The following is a 17,673-nucleotide window of genomic DNA, read 5'->3' on the forward strand; positions in this document are numbered from 1 at the left end:
TACAATAAAGGAAATAATCCTCCTTAGCTCAGTCGGTAGAGCATTCGGCTGTTAACCGAAGTGTCGTTGGTTCGAGTCCGACAGGGGGAGCTAAAAAGTGAAGACTGTAACTGCGGTCTAAGAATAAGGCTCCGTGGTCAAGCGGTCAAGACATCGCCCTTTCACGGCGGTAACACGAGTTCGATTCTCGTCGGAGTCACTTTTAGTTTTCAGGAGCTTTAGCTCAGTTGGTTAGAGCAACCGGCTCATAACCGGTCGGTCCCGGGTTCAAGTCCCTGAAGCTCCATTTTTGTTTAATTACCCAGTTTAATTTTAAGGGGTCTTAGCTCAGCTGGGAGAGCATCTGCCTTACAAGCAGAGGGTCACAGGTTCGAGCCCTGTAGGCCCCATCCGCGATATGTTAGCGCATATCGCGTATTTTTTATCATCATGATAAAAGATGCCGGCGTGGCGGAACTGGCAGACGCCCGGGACTTAAAATCCCGTGGGTAGTAATACCCGTACCGGTTCGATCCCGGTCGCCGGCAGTAAAAAAGAGAAGCGTTATTTGCTTCTCTTTTTTTTATTTATCAGCTTCGTAGCTAAGCAATGTAGTTTACGTTTCCTTCAGCTTCGTCAGCGAAGCAATGCTGTCTTTTAGCAGTGTCTTACGATAATCTGTGGGGGCGCTTCCGAAGTGTCTTTTAAAAGCTTTGGAGAAGGTGAATGTATCACCGTATCCGACTCTCATAGCGATCTCATTGATATTGATAGTGGCGTCTTCAAGGAATTTGACAGCCATCTTCATTCTGTAGGTAAGGAGATACTCTTGAAGAGAGTAACCTGTAGCTTCTTTAAAAAGGCGAGTGAGATAACTTCTGTTAAGTCCGAGGGACATGGCGATGGTGTCAATCTTAATTGGCTCTGAGTACTTGAGCTGGATATAATTTATAACATTTTTTACATACAAAAGGGTATTGTTCTTTTCTTTTTCCTGCTTGGCAGAGGAGTTCTCGATCATGTAATCGCATATTTTATAAAGATTTCCTACGCAGTAATACTGCCTTTTATAGTGCTTTAAAATGTCCATGGCGAGGTCTTCGATTTGCTTGGAGTGATCAAGAGGCGTATATACCGGATTATCGGGAGTCAGTCCCGCTGCTTTTAATATCTGAGGAATCTTGGGGCCGCCGATATGGATCCAGATATATTCCCAAGGATCGTCTTTGTCTGCTTGGTAAAAAGACCTGGTGTTGTCCGGAATAAGAAATATCTGATGCTCATGAATATCGTACTGACAATCGTTTACCCTGAGTATCCCTTTTCCCTTTATGATAAAGTGCAGAATGATCCTGTTTCTTACAAAATGCTCATAAGAATAGAGAGGATCGCACTTGTTTCTACCTACTTCGTACATGTAGAAATCGTCAGAATCCTCGTAGTTTACGAACTTACAAAAATCACATCCGTCAAGTCTGCCCGCCATAAGCATTCCTCCTCTTTTAGTAATATATATAATATCATTTTCCAAAAAGCAAGTCACATTTTGACATCCCAAAATCAAAGAATGCCATTTTGAAAAGAAATCTCATCAGATATACTTAAGTCACCCTGAACCGATTATAATTGATAGATTTAAACGTTAACACTTAATGCTTAAGGAAAGGTTTTACGAATGGACATAATATGGCATAACAAATCACGACAATATCATTTGTATAACGACAAGATCAGCTACATCATGGGAGTTACTCCTTTAGGAGATCTGGGAAGCATATACTTCGGAAATCGCATACATGATAAGGAGGATATGTCATACGTTGTAAACCGTTTCGGACTTGCAAATGTAGCGATGGATCCGGACACCGAGTCCTATTCCATGGAACTTAACCGTCAGGAATATCCTTCTTTCGGGCTTACGGATTTCGGAACACAGGCTTTCGAGATCGAGCAGGAGAACGGATCGAGAGTCAGCTCTTTTGTCTATAAAGATCATAAGATAATAAAAGGAAAGACACCGCTTAAGGGCCTTCCCGCAACATACACAGGGCAGGACGAGGCTATGACCCTTGAGGTATATCTTGAGGATGAAGTTGCCAAGATGGCGATGACTCTTTCATACACAATATTTGAGAATTATCCGGTGATAGCAAGGCATGCAGTGTTTAAGAACATCGGATCGGACGTAAAAAAAATAACGAGAGCACTCAGTGCTTGTATAGATCTTCCGGATCAGGACTATGAATGGATGCAGTTTTCGGGGGCATGGGCGAGAGAAAGAATCCCTGTTACCAAGAAAATCTCGGAAGGATCGATATCGATAGAAAGTAAGCGCGGCGTATCAAGCGCCAATCAGAATCCTTTCGTTATCATAAAAAGACCTAATACAGATGATTTCGAAGGTGAAGCGATCGGAATGTCATTTGTATACAGCGGAAACTTCCTTGCGAAGGCAGAAGGCAATACATTCGGACGCTTGAGACTACTTATGGGTATCAATCCCGACAGATTTACTTGGGTATTAAAAGAAGGCGAGGAATTTGAAACTCCCGAGGTTGTTATAGCGAGGACGAACAAAGGACTTAATGATCTGAGCCAAACTTACCACGAGCTTTATAACAATAATCTTGTGAGAGGCAAATGGAAGAATACGCCCAGACCGATACTTATCAACAACTGGGAAGCGACCTTCATGGATTTTGATGAAAAGAGAATTCTCGAGATCGCTGAGAAGGCAAGTGAGGCCGGAGTCGAGATGTTTGTTCTTGATGACGGATGGTTCGGCGAAAGAAATGATGACTATGCGGGACTTGGAGACTGGATTGAAAATCCCAAGAAGCTTCCTCAGGGAATGGCGGGGCTTGCAAATAAGATAAGTGCACTGGGAATGAAGTTCGGCTTCTGGATCGAGCCTGAGATGGTCAATCCCGACAGTAATCTTTACAGAAGACATCCCGAATGGGTGCTTGCAACACCCGGAAGGAAATCATCGCTCGGAAGACATCAATATGTGCTTGATTATTCCAAGGAAGAGGTTGTCGATTATATATATGGCATGCTTAAGAAGGTCATGGGCAGCGGACCTATAAGTTATATTAAATGGGATATGAACAGATCTCTGACAGAGGTCTACAATGCGGATTTACCCGCCGATGAGCAGGGAATGGTATACCACAAATACATAATGGGCGTTTATAGTTTATATGAGAGGCTTAGAAACGATTTCCCTGAGATTTTATTTGAATCATGTTCATCGGGCGGAAACAGATTTGATGCGGGCATGCTTTATTATGCGCCTCAGGCTTGGTGCTCCGATAACACCGACGCCATCGACAGAATAAGGATACAGTACGGTAGTTCTTTTGGATATCCGATTTCTTCGATAGGAGCGCATGTATCGGCAGTTCCGAACCAGCAGACGGGGCGCAGCGCATCGATAGATACACGTGCAAACGTGGCATATTTCGGAACCTTCGGCTACGAGCTTGATCTTAATCACATCACCGATGATGAATTTGAGACAGTCAAGAAGCAGATAAGCTTTATGAAGGAAAACAGAGAGCTTTTGCAATTCGGTACTTTTTACAGATTGAGATCTCCGTTTGAAAAAGATCAGGCGGCGTGGATGGTTGTTTCGAAGGATAAAAAGAAAGCAATACTTGGATTTTATTGCATGAGGGCAAATGTAAATCAATTGCCGGGATTCCTTAAGCTTGCGGGCCTTGAGAAGGATCTTGTATATGTGCTCAGAGGAGAGGAATATTACGGCGATGAGCTTATGAACATGGGAGTTACTTTAAATAAGCTCAATTCAAACTTCCTTACTACGGGACAGGACTTTGTCTCATATGTGGAAGTTATCGAAGCTAAATAATTACACAACATAGTGACATCTAAAAAGTATATTTTTTTCATGAAATTGTATTCGGTTCAGGGTTAAAAAACAGTAAAGAGAAGGTATGAAAAAGGAGGAAGATTCATGAAAAAGAAGGTAATTGCCATTTTACTTAGTGCTGTTACTGTATTATCGATGATCGGATGCGGCTCTCAGTCTGCTCCCGGTCAGGAAGCGGCACCGGAAGCAGCGCAGGAAGTTGCAGCACCGGAAGCGGATGCACCGCAGTCAATCGGAAACAGTGTTGAAGGCGAACTTTCCGTAACTATCTGGGACGAAGGCCAAAGAGAAGGCCTTCAGAAGATTATTGATGAGTGGAGTGCACAGTCAGGTGTCAAGGCTACCATTCAGGTAGTTGACTGGAATAACTACTGGACACTTCTCGAAGCAGGAGCTACAGGCGGAGAACTTCCCGATGTGTTCTGGATGCATTCTAATGTTGCTCAGAAGTACATGGAGAACGATCTTTTGCTTGATCTTACTGACAAGATCGCAGCCAGTGACAAGATTGATATGAAGAATTACTACGAAGGAATCGTTAATCTCTATCAGTCAAACGGCAAGCAGTATGCAGTACCTAAGGATATCGATACAATCGCTCTGTGGTACAACAAGACTATCTTTGATGAGATGGGCGTGGCTTATCCCGATGACACATGGACATGGGATGACTTCGCTGCAGCAGCAAAGAAGCTTACAAACGATGACCACTGGGGATATGCTATCGCTCCCGGCAATAACCAGGAAGGATATTACAACACCATCTATTCAATGGGCGGTTACGTTATCAGCGATGATAAGAAGACATCCGGAATGGACGATCCCAACAGCATCAAGGCAGTTAAGCTCTTTACCGATATGATCGCCGAGGGTTCATGCCCCGATCTTGCAACTGTATCCGAGACAGCTCCCAACGAGCTTCTTTGCACAGGTAAGACAGCTATGTCCATCAACGGTTCTTGGATGCTTGCAGGTTACCGTGATAACGAGTATGCAGCAGCAAATTGCGACGTTGCGGTTCTTCCTTACACAAAGTCACCCGAAGACAGAGTTTCTATCTACAACGGACTTGGATGGGCAGCAGCTGCAAACGGCAAGAACATCGACGCAGCATGGTCACTTATCGAGTACCTCGGATCAAAAGAAGCGCAGCTTAAGCAGGCTGAGCTTGGTGTAACAATGTCAGCTTACATCGGAACATCAGATGCATGGGTTAACAGTGTGAAGGCATTTGATCTTAACGGACATATGAAGATGCTTGATTCCAAGCTCGTATTCAGACCTTATTCAAGAGATACCACAGTTTGGGAAGATATGATGATCGAAAAGCTTCAGGATGCATGGACAGGTGAAAAGCCTGTAGATGAAGTCTGCAAGGATATCGCAGCAGAGATGAATGCTGCTCTTGCTGAAGAGTAATACATGATATCATTAGTTAAAAGAAATATCTAAAATAAGTACCAAAAAAGAAGGGTGCACTCGGGATAGCCCCGGGTGCATCTTTCAAATATTTTGAATTCGGATCGAGAGGAGAATCTTGTGAAAACTCGGGAAAAGAAAAAAATCTCTTCAAGACAAAAAAGTGAATTTATTTGGGGATGGCTCTTCATCCTACCTACGATGCTCGGACTTATCGTGTTAAACATCTATCCCATGATAGATACGATCAGACAGAGCTTTTATAAGACCGGAGATTTCGGAAAAGGCAATGTATTTGTAGGTCTTGATAATTATAAAAAAGTATTTGGAGATACCGAAGTATGGCAGGCTTTATTGAATACACTTAAGTATGCGGTAGTTGAAGTTCCTTTTTCTATCGTTATCGCACTCTTACTTGCCGTCATGCTTAATAAAAAGATAAAAGGACGTGACGTTTTCAGAACAATCTTTTTCCTTCCTATGGTTGTGGCGCCCGCCGCTATCGCGATGGTATGGAAGTGGTTGTACAACTCGAATTTCGGACTGATAAACAACACGTTTCATATAAAGGTTAATTGGATCTCGGATCCCAATATTGCGATCTATTCAATAGCTGTGATAGGTATATGGTCTGTTATCGGTTACAACATGGTCCTGTTTTTGGCAGGCCTTCAGGAAGTGCCGAGAGACTATTACGAGGCAGCATCACTCGATGGAGCAAACGGATGGCAGCAGCTTATAAACATCACAATACCGCTTATCTCTCCCACAATATTTTTTGTCCTGGTAACAAGAATAATTGCGGCGATGCAGGTATTTGACCTTATCTACATGCTCATCGATCTCAACAATCCCGCTTGGAAAAAGACGCAGTCACTTGTGTTCCTGTTCTACAAATACTCTTTTGAAAAGAGTAAAAACGGCTACGGAGCAACTGTTGTAGTGGTTCTCCTTGCTGTGATCATGGTATTTACGGTCGTTCAGCTGATCGGACAAAAGAAATGGGTTCATTACGATTAAGGAGGAGACGACCATGAAAAAGAAAATATCTACGATAGTTATGTATTTCATACTTATAGCCGTCTCGTTTACGATGCTTGTGCCGTTTTTGTGGATGTTCTTAACTGCGTTTAAGACAACCGCGGAGACGATGCAGCTTGATCCTTTCGTTATTGTGCCGAGCGTGTGGCAGACACAGAACTTCGGAAACGTAATAAAGGCAATGGACTTTGTGAGACTCTATGCCAATACGCTTGGAATGATGGCACTTAGAATTCTCTGTGCGGTTTTGACGGCAACCCTCAGCGGATATGCGTTTGCAAGGCTGAATTTTAAGGGAAAAAACATTATGTTTGCGCTGGTTCTTTTCCAGATGATGATCCCTGTGCAGATATTTATAATTCCGCAGTACGTTATGGTAAGTAAGCTTCATCTTACAAATACTATCTGGGGACTTGTATTTCCGGGTATCGTGTCCGCGTTCGGAACATTTCTTTTGCGCCAGGCATATATGCAGCTTCCAAGAGACCTTGAAGAAGCGGCGAGACTCGACGGTTGTAATATTCCAAGGACATTCTTTTACATAATGGCTCCGCTTACCAAGTCTGCGATGGTTGCGCTTGGTATATTCACGGCGGTGTTTGCGTATAAGGATCTTATGTGGTCAATGATCGTTTGTCCCGATAACAGGGCGACAACGCTTGCAAGCGCGCTTGCCAAGATGAACGGTCAGTATTCGCAGAAATATCCGGAGCTTATGATGGCGGCGCTTATTTCCTGCGTTCCGATGATCGTAATTTACATTTTCTTCCAGAAACAGTTTATTGAGGGAATCGCCACATCGGGCGGAAAGCTTTAAAAAGATGATAACAAGAAAACCACTTAATGATATGGATGCGATCTATATGATCGACGATTCCGGGCAGGTTTCGTTTACGGTAGTACCCGCGGTCGGAGACGAGCTCTTTTTGTACAAGATAAAACCTGATCCGCTTGTGCAGATTTCCTGTACGGGCGATGCGACATCGATTGGTTTTGCGGCGGGAGAAACAAGGCATAACAGCGCCCTTACAATGTCGATGAAGTTCGTATCTCAGGATGTAAAAGAGACGAGTGAAGGAAAAACAATTGAAACGATAATTGAAAACAGTTATGGGATTAAGGCAAGGCATGTGGTGATCGCACCGCATGCCTGTCGTAGTGTACGCGTTTTTACGGAAGTTATAAATAATTCGGAAAAAGAGATCACGATAGAAGCTCTTTCTTCTGTGAATATAAGCGCGCTTACGCCATACACGGAAGATGAGGGGCGAGAGCGGCTGACACTTCACAGATTCAGAAGTCGCTGGAGTGAAGAGGGAAGGCATGAAGAGAGGACTGTCGAAGATCTTTTGCTGGAACCTTCCTGGGCGAATTTCGGAGTAAGATGCGAGAAATTCGGTGCGATCGGATCGATGCCCGTGCGCGGATACTTCCCGTTTGCAGCGGTTGAAGATAAGAAGTCGGGGGTTATATGGGCGCTGTCTCTTGCTACGCCGGCGTCGTGGCAGATAGAAGCTGTCAGGATAGATAAGGGGCTTAGCATAAGCGCGGGACTTGCGGACTTTGAATTCGGACACTGGAGAAAGACATTGAGAGCGGGTGAGAGCTTTGTATCGCCCGAAGCATACGTGACTGCGGCAAGGAGCGACTTTGATTCCGCATGCGACAGGCTTTTAGATATTCAGAGAAATAAGCTTCTTCCGGGGCAGAGAGTTTATGAGCTTCCGGCAATATTTAACGAGTATTGCACCACATGGGGAGAGCCTAGTGAGGAAGTTATCGGAAAGCTTTTGGATGTGATAAAGGGCAAAGATTTCGAATACTTTCTTATAGATGCGGGCTGGTACGCCGATTCCGTAAAAGGCTGGCAGGATAACATGGGAGACTGGAATGTTGCGAAGGATCTTTTTCCCAATGGAATAAAAAGAGCTGTCGACATGATAACGTCTGCCGGTATGAAGGCGGGCATATGGTTTGAGCTTGAGGTTGTGGGCAAGGATTCCGATATGGCGGATGACAGCGCACATCTTCTTACAAGAGACGGAAAGGTTATCGTGTCCGGGACGCGCAGATTCTGGGATATGAGAAGCTCATGGGTTACTTCATATCTTACCGGCAAGGTCATTGATTTCCTTAATGACAACAACTTTAAATACATCAAGATAGATTACAACGATACGATCGGAATCGGATGTGACGGCGCGGAGAGCTATGGCGAGGGCCTTAGAGCATGCGCTCTTGCGACTTTGGATTTTTATAAAAAGATAAGAGAAAGTGTGCCCGATATCGCGATAGAAGTCTGCTCTTCAGGCGGTCACAGGCTTGTGCCCGCATTTATGGAAACGGCGGATTATCTGTCTTTTTCCGATGCGCATGAAGAAAAAGAGATTCCGGTAATAGCTGCGGATCTTCAGAAGCTAGTACTTGCGCAAAAGAGCCAGATATGGGCGGTTCTTAGAAAGGACGATGAGCTTAAAAGGATAGCGTATTCCGTGTGCGCGGGAATGTACGGTGTACTGTGCATTTCGGGAGATGTTTTTGACCTTGATAAGGAACAGTGGGAGCTTGCGCTACGCGGAGTTGATTTCTACAAAAAGGCTTCTCCCATTATCGCTGACGGATTCACGCACAGATTCGGACCGTTCCAGAATTCTAACAGGGATTTAAAGGATTATCAGGCGAGCGTGCGCTACGGACAAAACGGAAAGGCGCTTGTCATCGTGCACTCATTTAAACACGAGGGATTGCAAAAGATTGAGCTTCCTCTTGAAAACGAATATGAGATCGCGGATAAATACGAGACCGGCGACCATAAGATAACTATCGCCGCATCAAAGCTCATGCTGGAATTTGAGGCCGGTGATTCTTTTGATGCCGTCGCGGTGCTTCTTGATTGACCGGATCTTATGAAAACATGATATTTGGATATTCTGTTCGACAAAACTGTAGAATTCTACACTTTTGTTGATTAAAAACAAGGATTATGGTAGAATCTAATAAGAAAAACTGTAGAATTCTACACTTTTGGAGAACGGAAATGATAAAACGAGACAAATATTTAAATCAATTAATAGAATCAAGAGAAAATGGTTTTCCTAAGGTTATTACCGGAATAAGAAGATGCGGGAAGTCCTTTTTGCTAAAAGAGATATATAAAGGCTATTTACTTGATGAGGGCGTTGATTATTCTTGTATTCATGTTATGGAACTCGATGATGACAGAAATATAGAATACAGAGATCCGATAAAGCTTGGAGAATATATTCGTGGAATATGTGCAGATGCAGAAATGCATTATGTTTTTATAGATGAGATTCAAAAGGTATACACGATAAAAAATCCTAATCTTACAGATGGTAAGCATGTTCCAGCCAATAAGAGTGACGTGGATACAGTGTCATTTGTAGATGTGATTCTAGGATTATCACGTGAGAAAAATATTGATCTGTATGTGACAGGATCCAATTCTAAGATGTTGTCATCGGATATAGTGACTGAGTTTAGGGATAAAGCGACAAACATCAATCTGGCCCCACTTTCATTTGAGGAGTTTTATGGCTATGTTGGGGGCTATGAAACTGAGGCTCTGTATGCGTATATGCAATATGGCGGTATGCCGCTGTCTGTTCTGAAAAAGGATGAAGATAAAAAAGAATACCTAAAAGGACTATTTGAAACAACATATTTTAGGGATATTCTTGAGCGAAATAAATTAAAACGAGGCGAGGAACTCGAAGAGCTCTGTGATATTATAAGTTCTGCGACAGGTGAACTGCTTAATTCCGAAAAGATAGCAAATACATTTATGAGTATTAGGAAATCTAAGATAAATAAGGCAACAGTCGAGAACTATATCAGTTGCTTTAAGGATGCGTTTATTCTTAGAGAGGCTCGAAGATACGATATCAAGGGCAGAAAAGAGATTGGCGCATTAAGGAAATACTATTTTGCTGACACAGGGCTTAGAAATGCAAGACTCAATTTTGCATTTCCCGATGAAGGTCAAATGCTGGAAAATATAGTTTACAATGAACTGTGCTACAACGGATATTCGGTAAATGTCGGATCTTTTGACACGATTGAAAAGAACAAAGCAGGTAAATCCGTCAGAAAGAATAATGAAGTGGATTTCTATGCAACCAAGGGGGTTCGCTCATATTACATCCAAGTAACTGCGGACATTTCCAACGAAACGACCAAGGAAAGAGAGATAAGACCGTACATCCTGCTTAATGACCAGATTCAGAAAGTTATAGTGGTCAACAAACCGATAAAAGAGACCCGCGATGAACGCGGCTTCACGATTATAGGAATAACAGATTTTCTACTTAGGTTTATAAAGTGAGAAACAATGGACAACAAGGCATTCGATTCAAGAAGAATAGCAGAAGGCTACGCCAAGAGACCTTGGCTTCACAAGAGCGTCATGGATATGCTCTGGAAAGATCTTGGTTTAGCGGATGATCATAGATTTAAGAACGGCCTGGATGTGGGCTGTGGAGCGGGACTTTCGACGATGGCCTCGTTGTTATCTACGATTTCGGCATCACGGATAAGATGGTGGGAAACCCTGCCTACAATAAGTGGTACAACGAAGAGTATTTGAAGCGTTTTCCCAAACCACCGTGAAAAGAGAACAAGTGGGGCGAAGCGGAAATGATCCCAGGCTTTTTCATAGAAAAGCAGACGGATTACGAGATGGAGTACGCATTCAGCCCGAATGCATTTGTCGATTTCATGATGATCCAGTCCAATGTAAATGCCATAGTAGAAAGCGGCGAAGTGAACGAATCCGCCGCAAGAGAGTGGATGAGAAAGTCATTGGAACCGATATTTGGCTCTAATGAGAAGCAGCTTGTTTTTTACGGATACAGCCGGTATATACGGAGAGCGTGAACGATACAGCCAGCCTATATAAGGGCGTAGATCAACACAAAATCTACGCCCTTTTTCTATACCAAATATAGGGATTGTTCAATGACAAATATCAATATGTAGATTATAATTAATCTGTATTATTGTACCTTCAGGCTTGATCAACAGAATTAAAAATATGGATAAAAAAGTATGTGCGGTTGTGGTTACATACAACCGTTTGGAAAAATTAAAGAAATGCGTTGAATGCATCCTCAACCAAGAATTGATCAATTGTGATGTTGTGATCGTAGACAACGATAGTAGTGACGGCACCGGTGATTTCATTTTGTCCGAGTACAAAGGCCAAAATGGAATTCATTATTTTAATACCGGAAAGAATCTTGGAGGTGCCGGTGGATTTGAATTTGGAGTATGTGAAGCTGTAAAAAAAGGCTATGAGTATGTGTGGATCATGGATGACGATACATGGCCCGAAAAAAACGCATTACAAGAATTGCTAAAAGCAGACGAAGAGCTTGATGGAAATTGGGGATTTCTATCCAGTGTTGCATATTGGACGGATCAAACCATATGCAGAATGAATATCCAGAAGAAAGGGATTTTCAGACACATAGGTAAAAAAGAGTATTTAAGAAATATATCTGAGATCAAGATGTGCTCTTTTGTTTCTTTGCTTGTGAAAAGTAGTGTCGTAAAAGAACTGGGATTACCGATAGGGGATTATTTTATCTGGACGGATGATTATGAATTTACCGGAAGAATTTCTCGTAAACATCCTTGCTATATGGTTTCCGGGAGCCATGTGATCCATGCTATGGAGAATCATACCAGAGTTAATTTCGCAACTGATAGTTCAGACAGAATTGAAAGATACAAATACATATATCGAAACGATGTCCACTGTTACAGACAGTATGGGATTAAGGGATGGTTGTATCTTGTATTAAAAGATTTATATACAGCAGCCAATATCATCATAAAATCTGAAAATAAGACCAAAAAAATCAAAATATTAGTCAAAGGCTTTATGGAAGGACTAAAGTATTGCCCAAATATTCAATATGTGGAATAAAGGTAGAAATGAGTCTGACAAGAAATTTAGCTAATAAACTTCATCCCGCCGTAACGACGTTACCTATAGCTCTTAAACATCTTTTGAGTGATTATAAGAATGTATCCCACTTGTTGGGGAGGGTTAGAAAATATAAGAAATGTACACTAGCTGATAATAGTGAATCTAATAAAAGATTTTTTAAGAGCTTAAAGCAGTATTGCTACTTTTTTAATTTTGCAGGAGCTGACAAATATTTGGACAGTTATTTTGAAGAGTCGGGCCCTGTCATTTTGAAAAAGACATACAACAATGATATTCCGGATGATGAAGTGATATTGATATGTTGTGTTCGTAATGACATTGGAAGGATAAAGAAGTTATACCAACACCATAAGGACATAGGGATCAAGTACATGATATTTGTTGACAATATGTCTGATGACGGTACAAAAGAATGGCTTCTTGATCAGGAAGTTGATCTATATCAGATCAGTGAAACTTATCATGCGGGAAGAAAAGCTGCGTGGGTAAGGAAAATTCAAGATATATACGGATACAACAGATGGTATCTTATTGTTGATTCGGATGAGTTGTTTACTTATGTTGGTTGTGAGAAGCACTCAATAAATGAACTGGCAAAGTATTCAAAAGACAAAGGATATAAAAGAATTAAAAGTATGCTTCTTGATATGTACTCGGATCATGAAGCCTATATCAATAACTGTGATATCTCGGAGTTTGACAAGGAGTATGTTTATTTTGATAGTGACACATATTATGAAGCCAGGGATTGCAGAGGTGAGATGGTAAGAGGTGGCGCGAGGCCACGAGTATTCAATTATGGGAAAGGATATGATAATCCGCTCACAAAATATCCACTTATCTATGCAGAATATGAAGATGTTTGGGGCGATCACACGCCGGTTCCTTTTGCCAAGAACTTTGGATGTCCGATGATATCTGTCTTAAGACATTATAAGTTTATGGCAGGTGACAAGGAAAAATATAAAGAGAATGCAGCTAACGGCAATTATTATGGCGGAAGTTTGGAATATAAGTGTTATTTAAAAAAAGAGGATGGTATTACTTTTTATTATCAGGATTCGAAGAAATATGACAGTTCAGAATCACTTATGGAAATAGGATTCATGGAGAGAATCTGGCCGGAGCAGAATACATAATGAATATAAAGATTCAGTTAAAAAGATTATTGGGTGAACGTACAACTCATTATTTGAAATGCATACTGCAATATTGCAAGTTTTTTCGCGGAGTACTAAGCGGAAATTACGGAAAAATAGAGTGTGCATTTGATCATGATATTTATTCTATTCCGGGAAAACACGTGTTTTTTGGATACTATGACATACAGCAGGTTAGTAAGTCTTTGGATAAGTTATTGCTTCACGTTTTGGATAAGGACGCAGTTGCGGGAGAGACACCTGTAGAGATTTTTTGTGTAGATAGAAAATCCGGAGAGTTTGACAAGATAACAGAAAGTGCAGCATGGTCATGGCAACAAGGTGCCAGATTAAGGTGGAGTAATAAAACCCCCAATGCTATATATTTCAATAACTACCATGAGTCCCAATATTACTGTGAGATGTGGGATGTTGACACCAAAAGAATGATCAAAAGATTTCAATTTCCTTTTTATGATATTGCTCCAAATGAAGAATTTGGTCTTAGCTTGAATTTTTCAAGGTTACAAAGGCTTAGACCGGGATATGGATATTCCAATGAACCTGATAAAACAACGGATCAGAATTATCCCGGAACAGAAGGCATTACATACGTTAATCTTAATACAACGGAATCAAGAGTTCTTTTAACTCTCGAAGAGCTTTCGGAAAAGGTTTGTGCAGATGCTTCTTACCAAGGGTACATTAACCATATCTCCATTAGTCCCGAAAGCGATAAGTTTATGTTTTTCTTTTTATGGACAGAGAAAAGTTATCTTCCGTGGAAAAATTGCTTGTGCATATATGATCTGAAAGAGAATGCATTAGTGATTTTGGAAAGAGAAATAATAGCTTCTCATTATTGTTGGATTTCGAACAGTGAACTTATCATAACTTCAATAGAGGGTGAATATTATATTTTCGATGTAGATAATAGGACAAAGAGAAAACTTACAAATAAGAATATGGTATGTGATGGCCATCCTTCTTACTATTCGGATAAAGAAATCATTACCGACACTTATCCTCAGAAAGATGGATGCCAACGAATCCGCATTGAAGGAATAGAAGATGATTCTAAGAAAGAACTTGTAAAAGTATTTAGTGATCCAAGAATGTTCGGAGATAAGCGTTGCGATACCCATCCCAGATATGAGAGAAAAAATGGATTACTTACTTTTGATGCAATGCCAAGAAATAAAGAGCGCATTGTCATAAGTGGCAAACTAGAGGTGATTACTGATGGATCTCAAACTAAGAGAAGCAATAGATGAGCATGAGTATGTATCTTTTGACATGTTTGACACATTGATAAAAAGAAATGTCGCATGTCCAAGAGATGTATTTGTTTTGGTTCAGCGAAGGTTTGAGGCAGACTATGGTATAGCTATTCGGAATTTCTGTGATAAAAGAATTTCTGCAGAAAAGCAAGCTAGAAGTAAAAATGGAAACTGTGAGATAGCCATAGATGAAATATATGAAAATATTGAGATCAATGGTTTATCACGGCAGCAGATAGGCATTATAAGAGATATTGAAGAAGAAACAGAAAAGAGTATTTGTTGCGCTAATATGCCTGTAAAAGAGGTATATGAATATTGTGTTGAGAATAATAAAAAAATAATCATAGTTACCGACATGTATCTTTCTTGTGATGTATTGGTATCTATACTGGTTTCGCATGGTTATGAAAAATATGATAAATTGTATGTTTCTAGTGAGACTAAGCTAAGAAAAAGAACCGGTGAAATGTATGAATTTGTTCTTAGTGATTTGGGTATAAAAGGCAAGGAACTAATACATATAGGAGATAGTAAAAAAAGCGATTATATCGAATCACGTAGACATGGAATTGATAGCATACTGATAACAGGCCAAAAGACTATCCTTAGAAAAAGTCCTAAAAGTATTGATAGAGGAATAAGCATTGATGATAGTTTTATTAGAGCGTTTGTAAATAACCATCTAAGTGAGAAGGATGATGAATACTATCGCTTTGGATACGAGGTTTATGGAAGACTATTGTTGGGATTTTCCAAATGGCTGAAGAGTGAAGTGAAAAAAAGTGGATTAAAAGATATTTTCTTTTTCTCCCGAGATGGATTGATATTAAAAAAAGCGTATGAATGTATAAACGATACGAATGAAGTAAAAATAAAATATTTTTATGCTTCCAGAAGAGCGCTAAGATTGCCCTTCTTGGCGGGTGACATTAAATACGATGAGTATGTGGATGTGCTCCCAAGAAAGAAAAAACTAACAGTAGATGAGTTTTTTTCTAATATGGGCTTAGATGTTCATTCTTATTCGGAACTTGTTGATACTTATGGAGTTAATGAAAACACTATATGGTCAAGAAATGATTTAAAGAGCAATGTTCTTGCAAAAGAAATATATGATAAAGTTAAAGCCGATGTTATTGCTATTGCTAAAAAAGAGAGAACTGCGCTGTTAAATTATATCAAACAGGAAGGCTTATTAGGCAAAGTTGCTGTTGTAGATATAGGTTGGAGAGGTACACTGCAATACCTATTACAAAAAATAGCAGAAGTTGAAGGTTTAGATATCAATACATTTGGATATTATGTAGGATTGGAACGCGGTGCAAGAAGCGAAATAGAAGCATATGGCTTTTTCAATTCCTGTCTTGATGCTGATCGTGAATGTGAAAATTGGAGATATTACACAGGTTTAATTGAGAATATTTTCATGTCTCAGGAAGGATCGCTACAAAAGTACAATATAGGTTCTGATGGTGATGTGAAGCTTACTATGTGTGACTATGAATTCAGTGGAGATAAAACGGCCATCGAACAAGGAGAGAAGATTGCAAAGATCCAGGAAGGCGCCATTGCATTTGTTCAAGATGTCACTAATGAGCATTTGAGTGAGCTTATGAATATAAGTACTATTGAAGCCTTTTATGACTTAAACCTTGTTGGAAATCATCCGGACAGATCGGATATTGATATGTTTGATTCATTTCTTTTTTATGATGTTAAGAAAGAGTATCTGATCAAATCAGGAAGAATAAGTAAACTTTTCATTCAACCAAGAGCGTTTATACAGGATTTTAAAGATTCCAGATGGAAGATTGGTTTTATGAAAAAAGCATTAAAGATTTCTTTGCCATATTATTGGATTCAAAAGCAAATAGGACATTGAAGGAGTGTGCGTGTTGGAAACACTGGTATCTGTAATTGTGCCTGTATATAATTCAGAAAAGTATTTGAATGATTGTTTGGAAAGCTTGGTTTGCCAGACTTACCAAACTATTGAGATCATTCTTGCTGATGACGGATCTGATGATAAAAGCATTGAGATATGCGAGAAATGGGAGCTAAAGGACAGTAGGATACAGTTACTGCGTTTAAAACACGAAGGTGTTTCAAATGCAAGGAACGCCGGACTCAGTAAAGCTAATGGGAAATGGGTGCTGTTTGTTGATTCTGATGATTATCTTAAACATGACGCTATTGAAGGCATGGTAGATAGTGCAGAACAATTGAAATTTGATCTGGGCATATTTGATTTTTACCGTGTATTTGAAGAAAAAGAAAAAACTGATAGCTTTTATGTTTATGATGACATTCACTTTTTTGATGATGAAGAAAAAAAAGAATTGCTGTCAGATTGTATCAATAATGCTTCTTTTTCGAGCCCCGGACGTAGCGCAAATTCAGGAGTGCCTTGGGCAAAGTTATATTTAAGGGAGTGTATTGCAAATAAAGGACTAAATTTCCCTTATGGAATAAAAAGAATGCAGGATATGCTTTTTAACCTTCAGGTTATAGATGAGATGACAAAAATAGCATATGTTCCCAAAAGCGTGTATTGTTACAGATATAATGATGATTCTGCATGTACAAGATATTCACCGGATTTTGGAGTAACGGTTGAGCAAGTATTGAAATCATTAAAAGATTATATTGAGATAAAAAAGTATTCTTTCTTAGAACAAGACTATCATATAAAATCAATAAAGCTTTTTTTGGAATGGGTAAGGCTAAGCGTTGTAGCTGCCAATGACAAGAAGGTTAGTGAAAAAATAGCTGAAATAAGAAATAGAGCTGAAGTTGTGCACTTAAGTGATGACTTTGCTTATATAAACTATGATAAGCTCAACACACCGCAAAAAGTAGGGGCGTTCTTTTCACATATGAAGTGGTGGTGCATTTTGTACTTTTATTATTTTGTAGGGAGAGCGATCCGATGATCGTTCATGT

At 40.3% G+C, this 17,673-nt stretch carries 14 protein-coding genes and 5 tRNA genes; 18 read left to right on the forward strand and 1 reads right to left on the reverse strand.

Going from position 1 to position 17,673, the window contains the following annotated elements; translation table 11 throughout:
* The first annotated feature begins 17 nt into the window (after nucleotides 1-17).
* The 5 genes from BM377_RS13770 to BM377_RS13790 all read left to right on the forward strand — a co-directional run bounded on the left by BM377_RS13770 (nucleotide 18) and on the right by BM377_RS13790 (nucleotide 527).
* Nucleotides 18-90: transfer RNA gene (locus tag BM377_RS13770), tRNA-Asn, on the forward strand.
* 37 nt (nucleotides 91-127) lie between these two features.
* Nucleotides 128-199 (forward strand) — tRNA-Glu (locus tag BM377_RS13775).
* 13 nt (nucleotides 200-212) lie between these two features.
* Nucleotides 213-286 (forward strand) — tRNA-Ile (locus tag BM377_RS13780).
* Nucleotides 287-316: 30 nt separating this feature from the next.
* Nucleotides 317-389 (forward strand) — tRNA-Val (locus BM377_RS13785).
* Nucleotides 390-441: 52 nt separating this feature from the next.
* Nucleotides 442-527, forward strand: a tRNA-Leu gene (locus BM377_RS13790).
* A gap of 68 nt (nucleotides 528-595) precedes the next feature.
* Here the strand turns inward: BM377_RS13790 and BM377_RS13795 are convergent.
* Nucleotides 596-1,465: an AraC family transcriptional regulator gene (locus BM377_RS13795; protein ID WP_177223896.1), complete on the reverse strand. Its 870-nt coding sequence runs from the start codon at nucleotides 1,463-1,465 to the stop codon at nucleotides 596-598.
* A gap of 189 nt (nucleotides 1,466-1,654) precedes the next feature.
* Here BM377_RS13795 and BM377_RS13800 point away from each other — a divergent pair, with 189 nt between their 5' ends.
* From BM377_RS13800 to BM377_RS13860, 13 genes are all read left to right on the forward strand, one after another.
* The gene (locus BM377_RS13800) at nucleotides 1,655-3,853 is read left to right on the forward strand and encodes an alpha-galactosidase (RefSeq protein WP_092249750.1); all 2,199 of its coding nucleotides are present in this window, start codon (nucleotides 1,655-1,657) and stop codon (nucleotides 3,851-3,853) included.
* Nucleotides 3,854-3,958: 105 nt separating this feature from the next.
* Nucleotides 3,959-5,293, forward strand: a complete 1,335-nt coding sequence (locus BM377_RS13805) for an ABC transporter substrate-binding protein (protein ID WP_092249753.1) — start codon at nucleotides 3,959-3,961, stop codon at nucleotides 5,291-5,293.
* Nucleotides 5,294-5,413: 120 nt separating this feature from the next.
* Complete coding sequence (locus tag BM377_RS13810) at nucleotides 5,414-6,313, forward strand: carbohydrate ABC transporter permease (RefSeq protein WP_242948184.1); 900 nt, start codon at nucleotides 5,414-5,416, stop codon at nucleotides 6,311-6,313.
* 13 nt (nucleotides 6,314-6,326) lie between these two features.
* Nucleotides 6,327-7,151, forward strand: coding sequence for a carbohydrate ABC transporter permease (locus BM377_RS13815; protein WP_092249759.1), 825 nt, complete (start codon nucleotides 6,327-6,329; stop codon nucleotides 7,149-7,151).
* 4 nt (nucleotides 7,152-7,155) lie between these two features.
* A complete protein-coding gene (locus tag BM377_RS13820; RefSeq protein ID WP_092249762.1) occupies nucleotides 7,156-9,231 on the forward strand; it encodes a glycoside hydrolase family 36 protein in 2,076 nt (691 codons plus the stop codon).
* A gap of 140 nt (nucleotides 9,232-9,371) precedes the next feature.
* A complete protein-coding gene (locus BM377_RS13825) occupies nucleotides 9,372-10,679 on the forward strand; it encodes an ATP-binding protein (RefSeq protein ID WP_177223897.1) in 1,308 nt (435 codons plus the stop codon).
* A gap of 6 nt (nucleotides 10,680-10,685) precedes the next feature.
* The gene (locus tag BM377_RS13830) at nucleotides 10,686-10,940 is read left to right on the forward strand and encodes a hypothetical protein (protein ID WP_092249768.1); all 255 of its coding nucleotides are present in this window, start codon (nucleotides 10,686-10,688) and stop codon (nucleotides 10,938-10,940) included.
* Nucleotides 10,941-10,990: 50 nt separating this feature from the next.
* Nucleotides 10,991-11,230, forward strand: a complete 240-nt coding sequence (locus BM377_RS13835; RefSeq protein WP_092249771.1) for a hypothetical protein — start codon at nucleotides 10,991-10,993, stop codon at nucleotides 11,228-11,230.
* 157 nt (nucleotides 11,231-11,387) lie between these two features.
* The gene (locus tag BM377_RS13840; RefSeq protein WP_092249774.1) at nucleotides 11,388-12,284 is read left to right on the forward strand and encodes a glycosyltransferase family 2 protein; all 897 of its coding nucleotides are present in this window, start codon (nucleotides 11,388-11,390) and stop codon (nucleotides 12,282-12,284) included.
* A gap of 236 nt (nucleotides 12,285-12,520) precedes the next feature.
* The gene (locus tag BM377_RS13845) at nucleotides 12,521-13,447 is read left to right on the forward strand and encodes a glycosyltransferase family 2 protein (RefSeq protein WP_177223898.1); all 927 of its coding nucleotides are present in this window, start codon (nucleotides 12,521-12,523) and stop codon (nucleotides 13,445-13,447) included.
* Entirely contained in the window at nucleotides 13,447-14,721 is a 1,275-nt protein-coding gene (locus tag BM377_RS13850) for a hypothetical protein (RefSeq protein WP_092249781.1), read from the forward strand. Before BM377_RS13845 ends, BM377_RS13850 begins: the two co-directional genes overlap by 1 nt.
* Nucleotides 14,690-16,612, forward strand: a complete 1,923-nt coding sequence (locus BM377_RS13855) for an HAD family hydrolase (protein WP_092249784.1) — start codon at nucleotides 14,690-14,692, stop codon at nucleotides 16,610-16,612. Before BM377_RS13850 ends, BM377_RS13855 begins: the two co-directional genes overlap by 32 nt.
* A 13-nt stretch (nucleotides 16,613-16,625) precedes the next feature.
* Nucleotides 16,626-17,663: a glycosyltransferase family 2 protein gene (locus BM377_RS13860; RefSeq protein WP_177223899.1), complete on the forward strand. Its 1,038-nt coding sequence runs from the start codon at nucleotides 16,626-16,628 to the stop codon at nucleotides 17,661-17,663.
* Nucleotides 17,664-17,673 lie beyond the last annotated feature (10 nt).

It is taken from the genome of Butyrivibrio sp. INlla21 (assembly GCF_900116875.1).
Lineage (GTDB): Bacteria > Bacillota > Clostridia > Lachnospirales > Lachnospiraceae > Butyrivibrio.